18 protein-coding genes and 1 pseudogene are annotated in these 17347 nt (G+C 43.0%); 6 read left to right on the top strand and 13 right to left on the bottom strand.

Translation table 11 applies throughout. The annotated features are described in order from the left end of the window. Positions 1–232: 232 nt before the first annotated feature. Positions 233–895 carry an SOS response-associated peptidase gene (locus GLO7428_RS10570; protein ID WP_015188540.1) on the bottom strand — a complete coding sequence of 221 codons (663 nt, stop codon included), beginning with the start codon at positions 893–895 and terminating at the stop codon, positions 233–235. Between the two features lie 400 nt (positions 896–1295). Here GLO7428_RS10570 and GLO7428_RS28435 point away from each other — a divergent pair, with 400 nt between their 5' ends. The 3 genes from GLO7428_RS28435 to GLO7428_RS10555 all read left to right on the top strand — a co-directional run bounded on the left by GLO7428_RS28435 (position 1296) and on the right by GLO7428_RS10555 (position 3166). Next, the gene (locus GLO7428_RS28435; RefSeq protein ID WP_041918595.1) at positions 1296–1526 is read left to right on the top strand and encodes a hypothetical protein; all 231 of its coding nucleotides are present in this window, start codon (positions 1296–1298) and stop codon (positions 1524–1526) included. Between the two features lie 906 nt (positions 1527–2432). After that, a complete protein-coding gene (locus GLO7428_RS10560; RefSeq protein WP_015188538.1) occupies positions 2433–2747 on the top strand; it encodes a helix-turn-helix transcriptional regulator in 315 nt (104 codons plus the stop codon). After that, positions 2744–3166 (top strand): thermonuclease family protein, encoded by a 423-nt coding sequence (locus GLO7428_RS10555; protein ID WP_071882365.1) that lies wholly within the window; start codon positions 2744–2746, stop codon positions 3164–3166. Before GLO7428_RS10560 ends, GLO7428_RS10555 begins: the two co-directional genes overlap by 4 nt. A gap of 182 nt (positions 3167–3348) precedes the next feature. On the opposite strand, the pseudogene GLO7428_RS10550 reads toward GLO7428_RS10555, so the two are convergent. Beyond that, positions 3349–4172 (bottom strand): annotated as a pseudogene (locus tag GLO7428_RS10550) (IS982 family transposase). Positions 4173–4302: 130 nt separating this feature from the next. On the opposite strand from GLO7428_RS10550, the gene GLO7428_RS10545 reads away from it, so the two are divergent. Together GLO7428_RS10545 and GLO7428_RS28430 are read left to right on the top strand one after the other, a co-directional pair. Then, complete coding sequence (locus GLO7428_RS10545) at positions 4303–4857, top strand: hypothetical protein (RefSeq protein ID WP_051038419.1); 555 nt, start codon at positions 4303–4305, stop codon at positions 4855–4857. Then, positions 4847–5017 (top strand): hypothetical protein, encoded by a 171-nt coding sequence (locus GLO7428_RS28430; protein WP_196797491.1) that lies wholly within the window; start codon positions 4847–4849, stop codon positions 5015–5017. The genes GLO7428_RS10545 and GLO7428_RS28430 overlap by 11 nt, the downstream gene beginning before the upstream one ends. A 47-nt stretch (positions 5018–5064) precedes the next feature. Here the strand turns inward: GLO7428_RS28430 and GLO7428_RS10540 are convergent, their stop codons facing one another. The 5 genes from GLO7428_RS10540 to GLO7428_RS10525 form a co-directional block, all read right to left on the bottom strand. Continuing rightward, the gene (locus GLO7428_RS10540; RefSeq protein WP_015188537.1) at positions 5065–6390 is read right to left on the bottom strand and encodes a DUF2254 domain-containing protein; all 1326 of its coding nucleotides are present in this window, start codon (positions 6388–6390) and stop codon (positions 5065–5067) included. After that, complete coding sequence (locus tag GLO7428_RS10535; RefSeq protein WP_015188536.1) at positions 6387–7406, bottom strand: mechanosensitive ion channel family protein; 1020 nt, start codon at positions 7404–7406, stop codon at positions 6387–6389. The genes GLO7428_RS10540 and GLO7428_RS10535 overlap by 4 nt, the downstream gene beginning before the upstream one ends. 1055 nt (positions 7407–8461) lie before the next feature. Then, positions 8462–8596 carry a hypothetical protein gene (locus GLO7428_RS29455; RefSeq protein WP_255348373.1) on the bottom strand — a complete coding sequence of 45 codons (135 nt, stop codon included), beginning with the start codon at positions 8594–8596 and terminating at the stop codon, positions 8462–8464. Position 8597: 1 nt separating this feature from the next. Continuing rightward, positions 8598–9461, bottom strand: a complete 864-nt coding sequence (locus GLO7428_RS10530; RefSeq protein WP_015188535.1) for a DUF1206 domain-containing protein — start codon at positions 9459–9461, stop codon at positions 8598–8600. A 304-nt stretch (positions 9462–9765) separates the two neighbouring features. After that, the gene (locus GLO7428_RS10525; protein WP_015188534.1) at positions 9766–10269 is read right to left on the bottom strand and encodes a PRC-barrel domain-containing protein; all 504 of its coding nucleotides are present in this window, start codon (positions 10267–10269) and stop codon (positions 9766–9768) included. Positions 10270–10851: 582 nt separating this feature from the next. Between GLO7428_RS10525 and GLO7428_RS10520 the strand changes: the two genes are divergently transcribed. Further along, positions 10852–11649: an SDR family NAD(P)-dependent oxidoreductase gene (locus GLO7428_RS10520; RefSeq protein WP_015188532.1), complete on the top strand. Its 798-nt coding sequence runs from the start codon at positions 10852–10854 to the stop codon at positions 11647–11649. A gap of 277 nt (positions 11650–11926) precedes the next feature. On the opposite strand, the gene GLO7428_RS10515 is transcribed toward GLO7428_RS10520, so the two are convergent. The 6 genes from GLO7428_RS10515 to GLO7428_RS10490 all read right to left on the bottom strand — a co-directional run bounded on the left by GLO7428_RS10515 (position 11927) and on the right by GLO7428_RS10490 (position 17227). Beyond that, a complete protein-coding gene (locus GLO7428_RS10515) occupies positions 11927–12439 on the bottom strand; it encodes a DUF305 domain-containing protein (protein WP_196797490.1) in 513 nt (170 codons plus the stop codon). Between the two features lie 9 nt (positions 12440–12448). Next, positions 12449–14539, bottom strand: a complete 2091-nt coding sequence (locus tag GLO7428_RS10510; RefSeq protein WP_015188530.1) for a heavy metal translocating P-type ATPase — start codon at positions 14537–14539, stop codon at positions 12449–12451. A 36-nt stretch (positions 14540–14575) separates the two neighbouring features. Continuing rightward, a complete protein-coding gene (locus GLO7428_RS10505; RefSeq protein WP_015188529.1) occupies positions 14576–14908 on the bottom strand; it encodes a four-helix bundle copper-binding protein in 333 nt (110 codons plus the stop codon). A gap of 368 nt (positions 14909–15276) precedes the next feature. Next, a complete protein-coding gene (locus GLO7428_RS10500; protein WP_015188528.1) occupies positions 15277–15567 on the bottom strand; it encodes a WGxxGxxG family protein in 291 nt (96 codons plus the stop codon). Positions 15568–15699: 132 nt separating this feature from the next. Then, a complete protein-coding gene (locus GLO7428_RS10495) occupies positions 15700–15948 on the bottom strand; it encodes a WGxxGxxG family protein (protein WP_015188527.1) in 249 nt (82 codons plus the stop codon). Positions 15949–16426: 478 nt separating this feature from the next. Then, positions 16427–17227, bottom strand: coding sequence for a hypothetical protein (locus GLO7428_RS10490; RefSeq protein ID WP_015188526.1), 801 nt, complete (start codon positions 17225–17227; stop codon positions 16427–16429). Positions 17228–17347 lie beyond the last annotated feature (120 nt).

Here is a 17347-nt window from a genome sequence, read left to right as displayed (position 1 = left end):
ATTTATGTAATTATACTGAGTCAGGTAATTTCACTCAGAAATATATTTTTAATGCTTCATTTAAAACTGAGGATAAGCGCAATAATATTCAATTCTTTTTGTGAGAAGATTCAATAAATTTGACTACTCAGAATGCGATCGCGAATGAATTTACTGCTAGACAAACAAAGTTCGCTACAGTGGACTTTAGTTGAAGAACATCTTTAGCCTATACTATTGCATCAGCTATAGACTATAAACTATTAATGCACGCTGGACTATTGTTTGTCGGTTTGTTGACTAAGGTACTCACTGGATAAGAGTTCATTGCTTGTGATGAGTATGGGTGTAACAAATCCTGTAATTCAGTTGGCTGTGCAGCGGGATTTAACCAAAGAGCGTAGTCTTGAGGGTTTAAAATGACTGGCATCCGATCGTGAATCGGACGCATAAGTTCGTTAGCTTCTGTTGTCAGAATAGTGCAAGTATTGATTTCTTCTCCATCTGAAGATTGCCAATGTTCCCACAAACCAGCGAAACCAAACGGTTGTTTATCCTGAAGCTGAAAGTAGTACGGCTGTTTTTTACGTTCTTGACGTTGCCATTCATAAAATCCATCAGCAATGACTAAACAACGTCGGTGACGAAACGCAGCGCGAAATGAGGGTTTCTCGCTGACGGTTTCTGAACGGGCATTAATTAGGCGCGATCCGATGTTAGGATCTTTTGCCCATGAGGGAATCAAGCCCCAACGCATCAGCTGCAACTGGCGTTGCTTTTCAGAAGAATACACTACTACAGGTACTGATTGGGTAGGTGCAATGTTATATCTGGGTTCCATCGCTGGTGATGCATCTAGCCCAAACGCTGTGGCGATCGCTTCGGCAGATTGACTCAAGGTATATCTTCCACACATGATTTCACCTGGCTACTCTACTTATTATAAAATTTCTGCGATCGTCCCTTTGGGTTAAATTAACCATGCTAAGAACGTACAAATTTTTACTTTAATGCGCCCATTCTTCGTTACAGCCATAGCAATCCAAAAGGAGTGGTGAGAAACAGCAATAGGTAAAAAGCTTGAGGAAAGAAAAGACGTGACAAGGCGTGACAAACTCAAAGAGAAACTAAACCACATCGCATGATTTACACAAGTGATAGTACTCTCGAAGGAAACGCTTGTGCTGTAAGCAAAGAGCTTCAATCGGATTCTGCTTGGGCTGATGCGCAGCAAACCGAATACAAGTAATCTTCCACTCAGAGTCATCCAATCGTTGATGGAGTGACTCTAGATACGGCTTCACCGGCTGGGAACGATGGAGCGGTTGGTTGGTGAGCTTTTGCTCAATTTGTTCATCTGTTTTTCCGCACACATCGCCACCAACGTCCCCGCACAACCGATGACACTCATCCTCGAACAGCACAACCAATCAGCCGGAGTGAATTTGATCGCGCTCAGCCTCCAACCAGGTGCTAATCGCCAGTTTTTTTCTCAACCAATTGGCGGTCTGCCTTGGGTAGACGCTTTTGTGTCTTCTTCAACCTGATGCCAGCGTGCTCACACCAGGTGTAGTCACTCGGCTTGGCATCAAACACCACCTCAGGCTCCTGCGCAATGTGCTGTTGCAACTGTCTGTGTGATACCATTTCACTTTAAATTTGCTACAAATGGGTAGCAGAGGAAGCAGAGGAGAGGGAGAAATTAACTGTAGTTCTTATTTATTGACACACCACTGTTTTACTTGTTTTAGCTGGAGTAGGATGCCTGTAGTAATACACCACAAGCATCTTTATAAAATTAGTAACTACTGACTAAAATGGAGCATCACAGTCTGTCCAACTGAACACTTCCCAAGCATACCCAAAATGTTTTCTAATCTCAGAAATCATTGCAACAAATCCAGATTCTTGCATTACCAAATCTACTCTTTGGTCTTTTCCTGTGAAGCGATTTGTTAACATTACGATGTATCGATTTCTACGCTTGTGTTGATCTTTTACAGAAGTGATATATTGCGTATCACCTAACTCAATTTGTTGCTCATACTCTAGCTCCGGTTCGTAGCGATACTCGGTGCAAGGAATACCATGTGCTTCTAGTGTTTGGATTTTACGTATGACATTGTTACAATACCATTAGTATTATTTTGTGTTCGCCCTAGTCAGTTAGTCGCTGCTGGGGCTTTTGTTCAGTCATTTTTGAAACCTCCGTCCTAGCTCCTCGTTCTACGGTGATTCACCTGCCACGCTAGTTTCGGGATACAGAGGGGATTATTTGGTTTTTGAGGTACTGCGCTGAAATCATTTTGAGATTCTAGATTCCGTTTGGGTAGGGATTGTCTCTTTCCTACTAACCCATGCTCTAATTAATACAAGCATAAATTAAAATAAAAAGACTTTGAGCTTGATTTTTTTAATTTAAAATCATATAGGCAAATGTTAAACTTTAGATCATGAAGATTGCAACTTGTAGTAGAGTCGTAGCGAAGAGTTCGGTGGCTCAAACGTTGATTAGATGGCGCTTAAACGAGGTAATGGCTAGGCATGATATTCGAGCCAAACAGCTGGCGGAGGAAATGGAGGTTAGTCCTACTACAGTTTCTAATCTCCGTAAAAGAAATATGCCTCGACTAACTGAAGAAACATTGGATAAACTTTGTAAAGCTCTAAACAGTTTGAGTCGTGAAGGAATTCCTATTACACCAGGCGACCTTATAGAATACATACCTGAACCAGAGAAGCCTAGTTCAAAACAAAATTACGAATAGCAGACACAGATCGCTATGGTCGCGCTGTTGCTAAGGTTTATAGAAATAATCTATCAATCAACCTGGCTTTGGTGCAAGAAGGACAAGCAGTTGTTTATCGCGAGTACCTCGATGCCTGTCCAGAGCTAAGAGAAAGGCTCCTTAATGCTGAGGCAAGTGCTAAAAGTCGCAGAATTGGGTTTTGGAATCAAACTAATCCCATACTGCCAGCAGAGTTTAGACGCGGTACAAACACAGCTACTCCACCTGCATCAGAGACAACTGGAGCGCGATCGCGCCCTACTCAAAGCGATCGCAATTACAATTGCAGCGATTTTACAACGCAAGCTGAGGCGCAAAGAATACTCGATTCTACACCTGGAGATCCTTACGGACTTGACCGAGACAAAGATGGAGTTGCTTGCGAATCTTTGCCATAAACCGCAACAGTATTTATCCAAAAACTTCGTTACCAAATTATGACACGGGCTTTCATTTATCAAGATACTATTCATAATGCAATTGAGTTTCCTGGACAGCAGCTAAATAACGTGAGTTTCGGATAAGACAATTAGACTAAAAGGTCATTCAGGTTGAGGGAGGGCTTCTGAGGTTGGTGGCACTAAGCAATCAAGCGGCACAGAACATTAACGCAGAAATTGACGGGGCTGCGCTGTCTGGAATGTTCAATCTGGGAGATGTTCTTGAGTTGGTCGATAATCGATTCAATGATGGCACGCTGACGAGCTAGCAGTTTGTCACCCAGCCGCATCTAGCGAGGCAACACGATTGCGCTTGGGCTTGGCAAATAACTCGATGCCGCAATTGCTCAGCAATTGCTCAAACAACGCTTGCGACACATAGCCTCGGTCGGCAAAGACGTTGCTAAACAGGGCTTTGAGTAGCTCGGGCACGGGCTTACGGTCGTCGGTGTTACCGGAAGTAAGCATCACATTGAGCAGTTCGCCCTGGTCAAAATTGACCACCAGATGTAACTTGAAGCCGTAAAACCAATCAACCGAGGTTCTGCCGCGTGCTGCGAGGTCTTGAAAGACACGATGCTGATGAAGGCGACGGTTGTGGCATACCTTCAAGCTAGTCGAGTCGCGAAAGCTGATGCCGCTACACTTGCCACATCTATGCTAGAGGTAAGCACACAGCGGCAGCAATGCCGAGCGCATCCAACTGACAAAGCGGCTGTAGCTCACAAGTTTTGGAAACGCTTTTCGCCAGTACACGCACACCTGCTCCAAATAATAGTGCTTGAAGGTGCGATCGTGCCCTTGGTGAAACCCAATTCCCCATCGTCATGATTTCACTCAAGCACCGGCTGCGCTCACGACCACGCTCCTGCAAGCCGCTGGTGAGCAATTGCTGTTGCCACATCGGTTCAAAGCGTTGGCAGAAGTCATCGACTGAGCAAAATAGTTCTTCTGAGCTAAACATCGGGCGAGGGGCTGATCAACTTGGTTAGTTTCAGCGTACTCCCCTCCCCTTTTGTTATCCAGAACTCACGTTACAAGACGGGCTGAAAACTCTTCCCGATCTACCTGGTATTTGCCAGTGGCTTAACTTTGTGCGTCACCATGACGAATTAGCACTCGATCGCCTTAGTCAAACTCAACAAGAAGAAGTTTTTCAAGCTTTTGCTCCTGATGAAAATATGCGGATTTATGGGCATGGGATTCGCCGTCGCTTACCACCGATGATGAATGGCGAACGCCGTCGGATAGAATTAGTCTACAGTTTGATGTTTAACTTACCTGGTACGCCTTTACTGCGCTACGGTGAAGAGATTGGCATGGGTGAAGACTTATCGCTACCTGGTAGAAATAGCGTCCGTACGCCGATGCAATGGAGCGATGCACCCAACGGTGGTTTCTCTAATGCTCCTGCTGATGCTCTTGTGCGATCGGTGATTGCAGAAGGAGAATACGGGTATCAGCGAGTGAATGTCGCTACTGAGCAGCGCGATCCCAACTCATTAATCAATTGGATGGAGCGCCTCATTCGTACCCGCAAGCCATGTCAAGAGTTAGGCACAGGTTTGTGGCAGATTTTAGCAACAGGACGAACCATGTGTCTTCGCCCACTGCTGCAAGTCGCAACGAGCAGTGGTTGTGTTGCATAATTTAGCAGACAGAGCGTGTAGTGTAACGCTTAAATTGCAGGATGACAAACGTTTGATTGATCTATTTGGCGATCGCCAGTACGAACCCCTAAGCAATGGATCTGGTTCTATTCCTCTAGAAGCATATGGCTATCGTTGGTTTTGGATAAACCGGATGTAGCAATACTCAAATTAATGGGTTGCCATCAAGCGATCGCTCCTCGCCGTCTAAAGAACTTTCATTACTGCTTGATATCGCTTTTCAATATCTTTTTTATCTAATTCTTGGGAAACGTCATTGAAGCTATCATGCTTAATCATTTCGGCATGACGACGCAGTGCTGCACGATTTCTGGGATTTTTGGTATGAAGAGCAATGGTTGCGATCGCTTCTAGTAAACGAATAGTGACAGCAACATCCGAGGTACTATACTGTCGAATTTGGTTAAAGGCAGCATCAGTTAGCCCTGCAAACGTCACTGGTTGGGCAATGACGCGCAGGTTGTCTTTGCCATCGTAACGGTAGGGAGAGGGGAAATCGCGTTGGGCAAGGCGTGACAGTCCTGCACTCAATCGGTCAATACACCTAATCGCAGTAAATGGATCGTTAACGGCGGGAGAAATCGCACGTAGCGCAATTTCAACTAGTTGATGAATCGGAAACTCTACATCCTGTTGCTCGGTGCGTTCTTTACCGAAAATAAAGACATCTCGAAGCTCTTTGATGAGTTTTTGGTTGACCTGTTCCCCAGGATAGACCATGACTAACTCGCTGCCCTGAACGACGAACTTGCCTGGTCGAAATTCTAACCGCACTAGCAACTCTTTTTCAGAGGCAATCTGCATGAGCTTGTCATCGTCAATCGCTTGTAAATAACCGCTACGATTTGCTTTGATCGGGTAGGCATCTACATCAAAATTTGTGGGAATTTCTGCCACTCGCTGCCCAACTTGAGACAAGCCCTGTCCAATTTTTTCGGGAAATAATCGATCTACAGCACTTTCGAGATCTGCACTAACGTCTGAAATTACGTGCGACGCTTGAATGATAGTGGAAGCATGATGAATAAAATAGATCAGCAAACTGATGCTCGCGATCGCGAGTACTAAGGCGACTGTCACCGACATCTGCGGCACAAAGAAGGTGTAACCATCTCCTTCTCCCCTGACCGTCCGCAGAACAAGCAAGCAGTAAATAAATGTACCAATAAATGTCCCCAGGACAACTTGATTACCAATGTCCTGCATAAAATTACGCAGCAAGCGCGGACCAAAATTAGAAGCAGCTAGTTGCAGAGCTACTATTGTAATTGAGAAGGCAGTACCCGCAACAGTAATTACAGAACCAGCAATGGCTGAAAGTACCGCTCTGGCTCCATCTGCCCCGCCTGTGTACATCCAGCCCCACTTTTCTAGAGGACCATAATATCCTGCTCGGTCAAGCGTCAATATTGTAAAAGCCAAGGCGATCGCGATTACCACAATAACTCCTGGCAAGAACAAGTAACTCGATTGCAGCGAGTCCCAAAGTTTAGCGATTTTGACGTTTTTCATTTGCCATCGTCCGCAGTTAGATTTTGGTTGCTGCTATTACCGTTTTTTGAGGCTCGAATTTCGGCTAACCGCTTGAGAGAACCGCTGATACTACGTGGTTTTGGTACTTCTTTATTACCAGCGGGCCACCCTTCACGCTGACGATGGCGATCGCCATCTGTCTCTTCGGTTTGGTCGTGGAATAGGATTTGGCGTGTGGGATAAGGCAAATCGATACCATTTTCGACTAGCTTTTGCTTGATGGCAGAAATTACCTTGTCGCGTGAATTGAGATCATCTATGCGCCTTGGCGGTTTAATCCACCAGCGAGCGCGGATATTAACGCTACTTTCAGCTAGTTCTAGTACGAGGACATCGGCAGCCGGATCTCTCAAAACATCATCTACGCTATGAATTGCTTCTAGCATCAACCGCTTTGCTTCGTCAACATCATCACCGTAGCCGATACCGACATCGTATTCGATTCGGCGAGCATCATAAGCAGTATTAACAGTCACCGAATTCGTAAATAGTTCGGAGTTAGGAATGACAATCCGGCGACCGTCGTAGGTTCTAATTGTCGTAGCACGTGTCTCAATGTTTTCCACCGTTCCTTCAAAGTTTTTGAAGACGATTTGATCCTCGATTTTGAATGGTTCAGTCAAAAGAATCAGAATTCCAGCTAGAAAGTTTTGCAGAATGTCGCGGAAAGCGAAACCAATTGCTACACCACTAATACCTAATAGCTGTACTAAATCTCCGGCTCTAAATGTTGGAACAATAATTGATAGCGCGACAAATAACCCCAGGAGAATGACAGTTCCCTGAGCTAATCGCCCTAGTACCATCCCTAAGTTTCGTGCTTGCCGATGCCTGCGCGTGAAGCGTTTTACCAATAACTTCAACCAGCGAGCAGCAAAGAAAAATAGGATAAAAACAACGAGTGCCAAGACGATGTTTGGCAGCATGATGATAAAGCTGTCAATCATTCCTCCAATTTTATTCCATGCTGCTGTTATTGCTGCCTGAATATTCATAGCTGTTGATCCTAATGCTTAAAATTTGCATTTTAAAGTTTGACTTGGCGATCCTCTCACCTAAATTAGTGTAACTTCATACAGACTAAACTCGTATTTTTACTGGTAAAATGATGCTTATTTTAATGAGGTATTGATAGGAAAAACCACTTTTAAGGTCTAACTTTGAGAGTGCGAGAAATAGCCAGCAGCAAGGTTGATCGATTTAAAGCCAAAATATATTTTTAACTAGACGAAGGAAGCGGATTAATACTGTGAATTTTTTTGTAATACTAATGCTATTCTCAATGTGAAGTAGAGAAACACCTAAAATCATGAACCTGACCGTCCTATTTTCACAGCTTTGGTATAGTAATACTTAAATGTAAAAGGTATATTTTTAGACATTGTTAATGTGAAAAGTCTGCTCTGTAGAATTATAAAGCAGCCTGCTAGCGCTGTAATTTTGTGTCGTCCTAAACAAGTAAAAACGTAAGTCTAGAGAAAACCACATCAGAGCTAATCTGATTTACCTACGCTACTAAACGACTCGAATTGTGAACAATGGAATTGATAGCAAAACTTCAAATACAAAGGTTGCAGCAGGCAGTTTGTTCAGTGTAATCGTAGTAAAAAATGAATTGATAGCTCAGCATTATATTGTTTTTGAATAGTAAAGGGCGTTGCGCGATCGCATTTACAATTTAGCTCCTGCTGAAAAGCTTTTCTAAACCGTAACTACGACGTACAACGCCAGCAATTGGTTGAATTAAGAGATGAGTTATGAACTACAGTTAAGTAGATTTAACTGTCTTTATTTGAAGTTAGCTGTAGATTGTGGAAAAGTCGGGGAGATTCAAGTAAGAATTTCAAAAATAAGTTGTGCAATCTAGCTAGTCGCAGCAACTTAGTAACTCAATAACTTTATTTGCAAATCTTTTTAATTTTGCTTAAGTATAATTTTCTTGTTTTGCTAAATCGGCCTTGATGCTTCATTATAATATTGCTTATAACAAGATTTGAAATATTTACGATTCTGACTGGCGAGATAGCGCCTGAATTTCGTGACGTAAAGCTTAAACTTCAGCGTGTGGTGCTGCTATAGATTTAGCCCCAGCAATTTCAGCTTTGTCATCATCAGCATCGCGACCGATGAAAAATGTAGCGATCGCTGCTGTTAAGTAACCAAAGACAGTAAAAGCATATAGCAATCTATTTCAAAGTGTTGGAGTTAGCAACTTCTCGATAACGAGCCTCGAGTGTTGAATGGACGCCATAGGCAATTAGACCACTCGCCGCCACACCCAATATCAAAGAGCCAAAGGGCTGTTGCGCCAGAATTGCTAGTACTTCACCCAAGCCTCTAGCTTTACTAGCTTTCGATAAACGTGCTGCCTGAATTAAGAAAACGCCAATCATACAAAAGACAACGCCACGAGAAGCAATCCCAAATCTACCGATACACGTTGCCCAAATGTGCTCGATGGAAGTCATTTCATGCAGTTTGAACTTGCGTTGGAACTTACCTTTGTACGCCTCATAAAGGTAATAAAAGCCCACACTAATTACAATGAACCCAGCCAATCCCACCAACCACTGTCCAAAGGGTTGAGCTAGCAATCGCGCTGTCCGATCCTCAATCAAATTACGATTGATATCATCCACATTGAGAATGAGTTGCACTGCTGTCAGTGCTAAACCTGCATAAGCCAAGGCGCGGACAGCATAACTAAGACGCTTGATAACTCGCTTTGCGCTCATTGGTTGACCTAAGTGTTCAGGGTCAAAAATAGCTTGTACTAAGCGCCAGAGAACATACCCAACGATACCAACACTTAGAATACCCAGTAAAAATTTCCCCAAAGGCTGGGAAACTATTGCTAAAAGCGCTCCACTAGTATCCGTGGGTTTATCACGAATGCCGAATGCTGCCTGCGCCGCTAAAAAGCCGACGACAAAATATACTAATCCTTTTGCGGTATAGCCCAATCTTGCTAATAGCTCGACAATGGGGCTGGCAACTACTTGTTCTACTGTTTTTTTGATTTTGTTGATGGGCAACTTGGGTTGTGTCATCGGTTTTTATAAGGCTTTGGTTTAATTGTCTCCCTTGCATTGTGTTGCAAAAACGTTATAAGGAACAGAGTTTTACAGCGGCTCTTGATAAAGCTAGATGAGCGAGCCTAAAAACCACCGAAACTTAACGAGCCTAAAGTTTAATGATAAGAACTTACCTAAATCCATTTTAAGTCCATAGGGTGTAAGTATTGCTTCATTCGTATCTGCTTAGGCGATCGCGACCGGCTGGTTGGGACAAAGAATAAGTATGAATTGATGCTACGCCGCAGTTTTACCTGCGGCAGCACAAATTATTGTCAAATTAAAGGATGTCGCGTCTATAACGACCTCTTTCTCTTAGCCGTTCTTGATAAGTTGTCAGATTGCGGTCTTGCAGATTGTAGAAGTAAGGCTCGTGAGCATACGTATAGGTAGTAGCACCAATCGCTGCACTGGGAATGGGCATCGTCATGTAAGGACGATAAATTCCTCTAACACGCTCTTCGTAGTCATTGTCGAGCGCTAAATCTTCACTGAATTCTGGTAAATCTTCTACCTGCTGTTTGGTTAATTGCGGGGCATATACTCTTTTGTCGTCATAATCTATGTTAGCCATGCCCACTGGAAGAAACACATTCTTACCAAACACCCAAAAACCTGTATCAACAATGAAATAACGAAAATTTCCGTCTTCATCGACCATGATATTCTTTACAGAACCAACTTTATCATCCTGTGCATACACATCAAAGCTTTTGATATCATCACCGTCAAAAATGTCGTTTTGATAGTCAGGATAATACTCATCAAGTTTGTAAAGAGTCATCTTTTCTCTCCAAAATTCTCAAACTTAACTATTGCCAAATTGAATTGCTATAGCTCGAAAATAGAGAGAGATAGTGGAAAAGTCGTGGAGGAAGAACTTTAACTTAAAAGCGATCGCAGAAAATTGTTGTATTCATCATAGCTTATAAAGATATGTTTTACTTTTGTGGAATCTTGCTTTTAGATTGTAATAACAGGCTAATCAAAAATGTTTTTAGCAAGAAGTAAAATGTTCTTAAAAAACATCTCTCTGAGGATTGAAGTAAGAAGTCAACAAAACAATATAAATTGAATTGGCATCCGAAGATAAATTGATCTGAGCCGGAACGCTAACTATAATGTCTTACATTCTGCTCATGACAGCCGGAGTATTTTTATTACTTTTACTGTTGGAAGGAGCAGATATGAATGTCATTACGACATCCTACTTGTGAATTGACTCATATTGAGCTACCAGCAACAACAGCTTCACGCAGCAAAACAGTAGTTTTTAAGGATTCTTCTATATAAATTTATGTCAGTTACGAACAGTTAAAATGACTCGTGATTAATACTTTGTAAATTGTAAAGGAAATATTTGCATATGGATCTCGGTCTTAACGGTAAAATTGCTGTCATCACTGGTGGAGATTCTGGTATTGGTAAGGCAACAGCTAAACTGCTCGCCCGCGAGGGTGCAAAAGTAGCAATAATCGACAGAACTTTAGAAACGCTTCAGCAGGCGGTAGAGGAGATTAAAAAACACGGAGAAGCCTTTGCAGTCCACGCTGACTTGACTAAGTTGGAAGAAGTAGAGAACGCTCAGCGTCAGATTCTCAATCGCTTTGGCACAGTTCACATCCTCGTTCATGCAGCAGGTATTACAGGTGCAACTGGGGATTTCCTCGAACTAAGCGATGAGCAGTGGTACAAGACAATTGATGTAGACTTGATGGCAGCTGTGCGTACCTGTCGTGCTTTTATCCCGGCAATGCGCTCAGCAGGGTGGGGACGAGTTATCTTGATTAGCTCTGAAGATGCTATACAGCCTTACCCAGAAGAAATGCCTTACTGCGCGTGCAAGGCAGCAGTCCTGAACCTTGCCAAAGCCTTATCTAAAGCTTATACCAAGGATGGCATACTAGTGAATACAGTTTCCCCTGCCTTTATCGCCACTCCCATGACTGATGCCATGATGGAAAAGCAATCGAGTCAAATGGGTGTGAGTTTTGATGAGGCGATCGCCAAGTTTCTAGAAGAGAACCGCCCTCACCTCGAACTGAAAAGACGCGGACAACCTGAAGAAGTAGCAGATGTCATTGCTTTCTTGTGTTCCGAACGGTCAAGCTTTGTACTCGGTGCTAACTGGCGGGTAGACGGTGGCTCAGTTGCAAGTCTTTGAATGTGTTGTGCGGGCGATCGCCAAAAGGATCGTTATATTACACGCGTACAGTATGCTACTACTTTACTTTAAGGTTAATACGAATAGGCAGCAAAAAAGCAGAGGAGAAATGATTTGTAGTTTTCATTTAGTGAAATGGTAGCAACCAATTACAGCACCAAAGATCGCGCGAAGCACAATCCACACAATGGGAATCATTGATTATTTCTAGCTCAATTTTGTCTTTCGCAACAATATCACTTTAACTTTAGTAGACATAATTTACTGGCGAAAGCTCTCACTGCATTAGGGCTTTCATCACTCGTATCTCCTGCTCCTGTGTGGCAACAATCTCCTCGCACAGCTGCTGGATGCGTTGGTCTGTGATAGAAGCCTGCTCGCACACGAGAATTGCCGCAGCATGATGTGGAATCATCGAACGCAAGAACTGCTGATTTCCTACTCCTGCTTGCGTTCGGACAAGCATCCAGAATAGCCCTATCAACGCGGTTCCCACGACAAGAAGCACGATATTTAACCGCTTATTTTGATACATCATCGATCCCATCACCGTGAGCATGATGATCGACATCGGCGCTACCATGAGTCCTGCCATATATATCTGGTTAAGACTGAGAAACACATTGCTCCACACATTAACCCGCGAAAGCATGATGATAGCCATGACAACGTAAGAAATCGATAGCGCGATTAGTAAGCGGATATAAGGCATCATGTCAGATTTAGATTTCATATTAAATTTTCCTAGTTGGGTAAGATTGATAGGTAAAGATAATTTTCTCAGTATCAAAATTATCGATTAAGCCAGTTTCGCGCGGCGCAATAGTACCGCATTAACTGCCACAATCACCGTAGAAAGACTCATGAGTAATGCACCCACAGCAGGAGATAATAGAATACCCCAAGCAGAGGCAACGCCAGCAGCCAGAGGAATCGCAATGACGTTGTATCCTGTCGCCCAGAATAGGTTTTGAATCATCTTACTGTAGGTTTTCTGCGCTAGATTTAAAGCTTTGACGGCATCAAGCGGATCGTCTTCAATCAACACTAAATCTGCCGATTCAATTGCGACATTTGTTCCCGCACCGATCGCAATTCCCATATTTGCTTCCAAAAGCGCCGCAGCATCGTTGATACCATCTCCCACAAAAGCAGTTGCACCTTCTCGTTTCAACTGGCTGATAATCTTGACCTTATCTTCTGGTAAAACGCGGGCGTAGTAGCGATCTATACCTAACTCTTGAGCCACTGTTTTTGCTACAGCTTCTGCATCACCCGTAATCATCACGACTTGAATATCCTTAGCGTGTAACTGATTCACTGCTTCCCGTGCTCGTTCTCTGACGCGATCTGCCATTGATATAACGGCGATCGCTTGGCGATTGTCCATCAACACGACTGCACTCTCACCGCGCTCGTCTGCTTTTGTCAATCCTGCTTGCAGCGATGTTGAGATTGGCAATTTTTGCTCTGATACCCATTCTGGTCGTCCAATGCGGTAAATTTGACCGCGAATATCGCCCTCGACTCCCCTACCCGTCACTGTCTTGAAGTCAGACATCTGCGGTAACTCTAGCCTTTGTTGTTGGGCGGCTGTGACTACAGCTTTAGCTAAAGGATGCTCGGAAGGCGTTTCTAACACAGCAGCGATCGCTAATGCTTGGCTTTCATCGATGCGCTCGGCATAGACTCTTTGCACTCCAAATTTACCTTCTGTTAAGGTTCCCGTCTTATCAAATGCCATTGTTTTGATATCTTTTGCCCGTTCCAAGGCATCGCGATTGCGTACCAAAATTCCGTTTTTAGCGGCTAGCCCTGTAGAGTTGGCAACAACGAGGGGAATTGCTAATCCCAATGCATGAGGACAGGTAATGACGAGTACAGTAACGCTACGATTGATCGCAAATAACAAATCGCTCAGCCACAGCCAAACGATAAATGTTATTGTCCCTGCTGCGATCGCAATTAAGGTTAACCAATATGCAGTGCGATCGGCTAATACTTGATAGCGGCTTCTCGATCCTTGCGCCTCCTCCACTAAGCGCATAATTTGACTGATTGTGGTTTCACCACCAACGCGAGTAACTTTGACTTGCACCGAACCTTCGCCATTAACAGAACCAGCGACGACTTCATTCCCCTGTTGTTTGGGAACGGGACGAGATTCTCCAGTCAGAAATGACTCATCCACGCTCGTATCTCCCTCAATGACTACGCCGTCATTAGGTATCTGTTCCCCTGGACGAATCAGGATAACGTCTTCTACGGTAATTTCGCTAACAGGCACATCTTCAATCTTGCCGTTTTGCAATCGATGCGCTTGTGTTGGTACGAGTTCGGCTAAATTTTCTAAGGCGCGACTGGCTCCAGCGACAGAAGCCATCTCAATCCAGTGTCCCAGCAACATAATATCTACCAGCGTTGCTAGTTCCCAGAAAAAGGGCATTCCAGGTAAACCAAGAGAAACTGCGATGCTGTAGACGAAAGCAACTGTGATTGCCAGCGCAATCAAGGTCATCATGCCAATTTTACTATGCAGTTCGCTCCAGGCTCCGCGTAGGAATACCCAGCCACCATAAAAGTAGATGACGATACCTAGAATAGGGTTAATCCAGTTAGAGCCAGGAAAGGCGATCGCTTCATACCCTAACCAGCCTTGCAATTGCTCAGAAAAATACAGAATAGGTATTGTAAGGACTAAGCAGATAAAGAACCGTCGCTTAAAAATTGCTGGATCGTGATGTCCTGGATGTCCTCCGTGTCCAGAATGTCCAGCGTGTCCGTGATGGGGAGTATCGGCATTCTGTTGGTGGTGTGCGTGATGACCGTTATGCTCGTTGTGATGCGATCGCGTTTTCTGCTGTATAGGTTCCTTACCATCTCCTATCATCTGCTTTACCCCAAACGATTGTTAATTCTGAACTAATTAAGCTCGTGCTGCGGCAATGTCTGCAATCTTACGATATTCTTCTACGGCTTGGCGGCAAGCTTTAGCACAGTTTTGGCAGTGTGGACTATCGTGCTGTTCGCATTCTGCTGCACAGGCTTCGCAGATATCTATGCAAGCACGAACGACATTCGGAATAAAGCGCGAACCGCGACTCATAAAACTTGCGATCGCCCAACAGATCTGAGCGCAATCGCGACAAAGACGAGCGCATTCTGGCATTGAGCCTAAACACTGATCGGCGCAATGTTCGCATTCATACGCGCAGTGAATTGCTGCGTCAATACTAGTTTGATATTGTTGATGAGGCATATTAATCTTCCCGTTCAAATCCTTATTTTGTGAATATACAAATTTCAACTCATTGATATCTCTGTCTGATGACGTAACAGCAATTTCACTCAAACGAAGGGCAGCGATTTCACCCTGATTTCATTTTTATGTGCTGCGAGCGCTATTGATAAAAGTTGCTATACTTGTGCTTTTTCTGTTTCTGTAAAAGTCATGCAATTTATTACAATTTCTTTCATAATGTCCTACCTTACTTCGCTATTTGCTTTAAATAAATTTTCAAAAAAAACAGCCTTAGATGTTATTTCTAAGGCTCGCTGTTTATTTACTGACGTTTCTCACACTTGACAACTATTTTTTCGTCCACATTTTGAAAAAAACGAGAAATTTTATTCCCGATAATCGGTGCGACTAACCACATCTGGCTCTCGGTATGCAGTAGTTTCTATGCGGCTTTTTTTACGAGATAAGCCAAACAAACCAAATAAACCAATTAGCCCTAGCCATCCCCAATCAAAACCATCATCAGCATACACAACTCGCGTAGGCGGGACTACAGGGGCAGCTGGAACGGTAGTTACTGGAGTTGGAGCGCAAGCAGAGAGAGTTAGAAACAAAATTGCTGTACTCAGCATTAAAGCGCCAGCACTAACAATTTTAGAAAATTTAAGACGCTTCATCTTTAAAATCCCTTTTCATTGCTGAAATATCAAATGAACTGTTTTTGCAGCACTTTGATAAAAGAGGTAATAAACCTTCTTTACTAATACTTGAATATGTGATTAGCATTACATAAGAATCTGTACTTTGATTTATCTTCTTACTTCAGGGTCGCGATAAGCTGTGGGTTCAGAGCGTTTCTTCCCTGCTAAGCCTGCTAAACCAAATAAACCAATTAATCCTAACCAACCCCAATCAAAATCATCGTCTTCATAAACCTCTTCTGACACTACTCCAGGCGCAACTCCTTGAGCATTAGCAGATAGAGAGAAAGGTAAAATTGTTGTAGTTACTGTTAGCAAGCTTGCTACAGTAACTTTAAGTAAAAAAGAGTTTTTCATAGTTGGTTTCTCCTTGTCAAAGTTATTACAGAATCTATTTAACAATCTATCGTTTAGTTATTTTGATAAAATCAATCTTAAGTTATAAAACTAAAAATTTTATTCTAACTAAAAGCAGATAAAGTAATTAATATAGCCGTTAGCAATTAGCTGTTAGCTATTAGCTTTTTTAAAAGCTTTGTATAGCAATACATTTACTAAATCTACTTGTCCTAACCTAAATGTGTCTTGCTATATCTTTAAATTCATTGTTATTTTTTATATTGATAAATAAGTTTATAAAAGCGTAAATGTAAATTATTTTAATACCCTTAAACTAAGTAGACTTATGTACAGAGGCTATTTTTTGTCAAAAATAAGAAACCTGCCCTGCTATGAGTTCAGCAGAGCAAATCCTTATAATTTCAGATTGCCTGTGTTAGGCTAGCGAGCTATACGAATATAGGTTGGTTTCTGCAAACAGCAATGATGTTACTACTTATTCTTGTGATGCTGGATATACTGATTGAGCAATAAGCACAGGTCTGTTAGCGTATTCTGCTTCTAGCCTGCGTTGTAAATCCAAATCCCAGGTTAAATCGTAATCTCTATCTAAGTCAGCGACGACGAATTGGCGAAGTACACCAGTAGCGACAACCTTTGCACCTTCTTCAACTGGGCGTTGAGGATTTGGAACTAAAACTAACAGATCGCTCGCACCAATTAACTGATCTTCATCAAGCGTAAATGCATTAGGACCGACGATGTTTTCAACTTCAGCAGGAACTGCAATTACTTTGTCATAATAAACACCAGGATTTTCAGTAATTTCACCTGGTTTTGGTGAGATCGCAAGCGATTGTGCGATGATTGCAGGTTGACCTTCGTAGTCAACGTACAAGTTAGGATCTAAACCCAAATTATACACTCGGTTTACATCAGCAACGACAAACCGAGTAACTGTACCTGTTACTTGAACTTGTGTATCAGTTGCCGGAAGAACGAAAGGCTCTCCAGTAGCATTAACTACCAAAACTTCATCTGCACCAAACAACTCGTCATTTGTAATGGTGAAGGTACTTTCGCCAATTTTCTTTGCAGCTTCACTTCTTACGGTTACAGGTTTACCGATTAGTTCTGCTGTTTCCTCAGCTACTTCTTCTGTGGTTACATTACTATCTGCTGTGGGACCGCCTGCAACTTGGTTGTCAGTGCAAGCAGCAACGAGTGTCGTTACTAATGCTAAAGTGACAGCACTCGCACGTATTCCACTGCTTCTAATACGGTTAATGTTCATCATTGTTCGCTCCTCTCCATAAGTTGGTGTATGTGTTGTTGTAGCGATCGCACTAAGTGACAAGTACTGCTTCAATCAACTGGCGATCGCGCTGCTACGAATCAGGAAGGTCATTCTGCAATC

The organism is Gloeocapsa sp. PCC 7428, from assembly GCF_000317555.1.
Taxonomy (GTDB): Bacteria; Cyanobacteriota; Cyanobacteriia; order Cyanobacteriales; family Chroococcidiopsidaceae; genus Chroogloeocystis.
This window is presented reverse-complemented; position numbering and strand designations above follow the sequence as displayed.

Excerpts from the sequence above, each read along its gene's own strand:
- GLO7428_RS10570 (WP_015188540.1), bottom strand. The coding sequence starts at position 895 with ATGTGTGGAAGATATACCTTGAGTCAATCTGCCGAAGCGATCGCCACA.
- GLO7428_RS28435 (WP_041918595.1), top strand. The coding sequence starts at position 1,296 with ATGGAGCGGTTGGTTGGTGAGCTTTTGCTCAATTTGTTCATCTGTTTT.
- GLO7428_RS10560 (WP_015188538.1), top strand. The coding sequence starts at position 2,433 with ATGAAGATTGCAACTTGTAGTAGAGTCGTAGCGAAGAGTTCGGTGGCT.
- GLO7428_RS10540 (WP_015188537.1), bottom strand. The coding sequence starts at position 6,390 with ATGAAAAACGTCAAAATCGCTAAACTTTGGGACTCGCTGCAATCGAGT.
- GLO7428_RS10535 (WP_015188536.1), bottom strand. The coding sequence starts at position 7,406 with ATGAATATTCAGGCAGCAATAACAGCAGCATGGAATAAAATTGGAGGA.
- GLO7428_RS10530 (WP_015188535.1), bottom strand. The coding sequence starts at position 9,461 with ATGACACAACCCAAGTTGCCCATCAACAAAATCAAAAAAACAGTAGAA.
- GLO7428_RS10525 (WP_015188534.1), bottom strand. The coding sequence starts at position 10,269 with ATGACTCTTTACAAACTTGATGAGTATTATCCTGACTATCAAAACGAC.
- GLO7428_RS10520 (WP_015188532.1), top strand. The coding sequence starts at position 10,852 with ATGGATCTCGGTCTTAACGGTAAAATTGCTGTCATCACTGGTGGAGAT.
- GLO7428_RS10510 (WP_015188530.1), bottom strand. The coding sequence starts at position 14,539 with ATGATAGGAGATGGTAAGGAACCTATACAGCAGAAAACGCGATCGCAT.
- GLO7428_RS10505 (WP_015188529.1), bottom strand. The coding sequence starts at position 14,908 with ATGCCTCATCAACAATATCAAACTAGTATTGACGCAGCAATTCACTGC.
- GLO7428_RS10500 (WP_015188528.1), bottom strand. The coding sequence starts at position 15,567 with ATGAAGCGTCTTAAATTTTCTAAAATTGTTAGTGCTGGCGCTTTAATG.
- GLO7428_RS10495 (WP_015188527.1), bottom strand. The coding sequence starts at position 15,948 with ATGAAAAACTCTTTTTTACTTAAAGTTACTGTAGCAAGCTTGCTAACA.
- GLO7428_RS10490 (WP_015188526.1), bottom strand. The coding sequence starts at position 17,227 with ATGATGAACATTAACCGTATTAGAAGCAGTGGAATACGTGCGAGTGCT.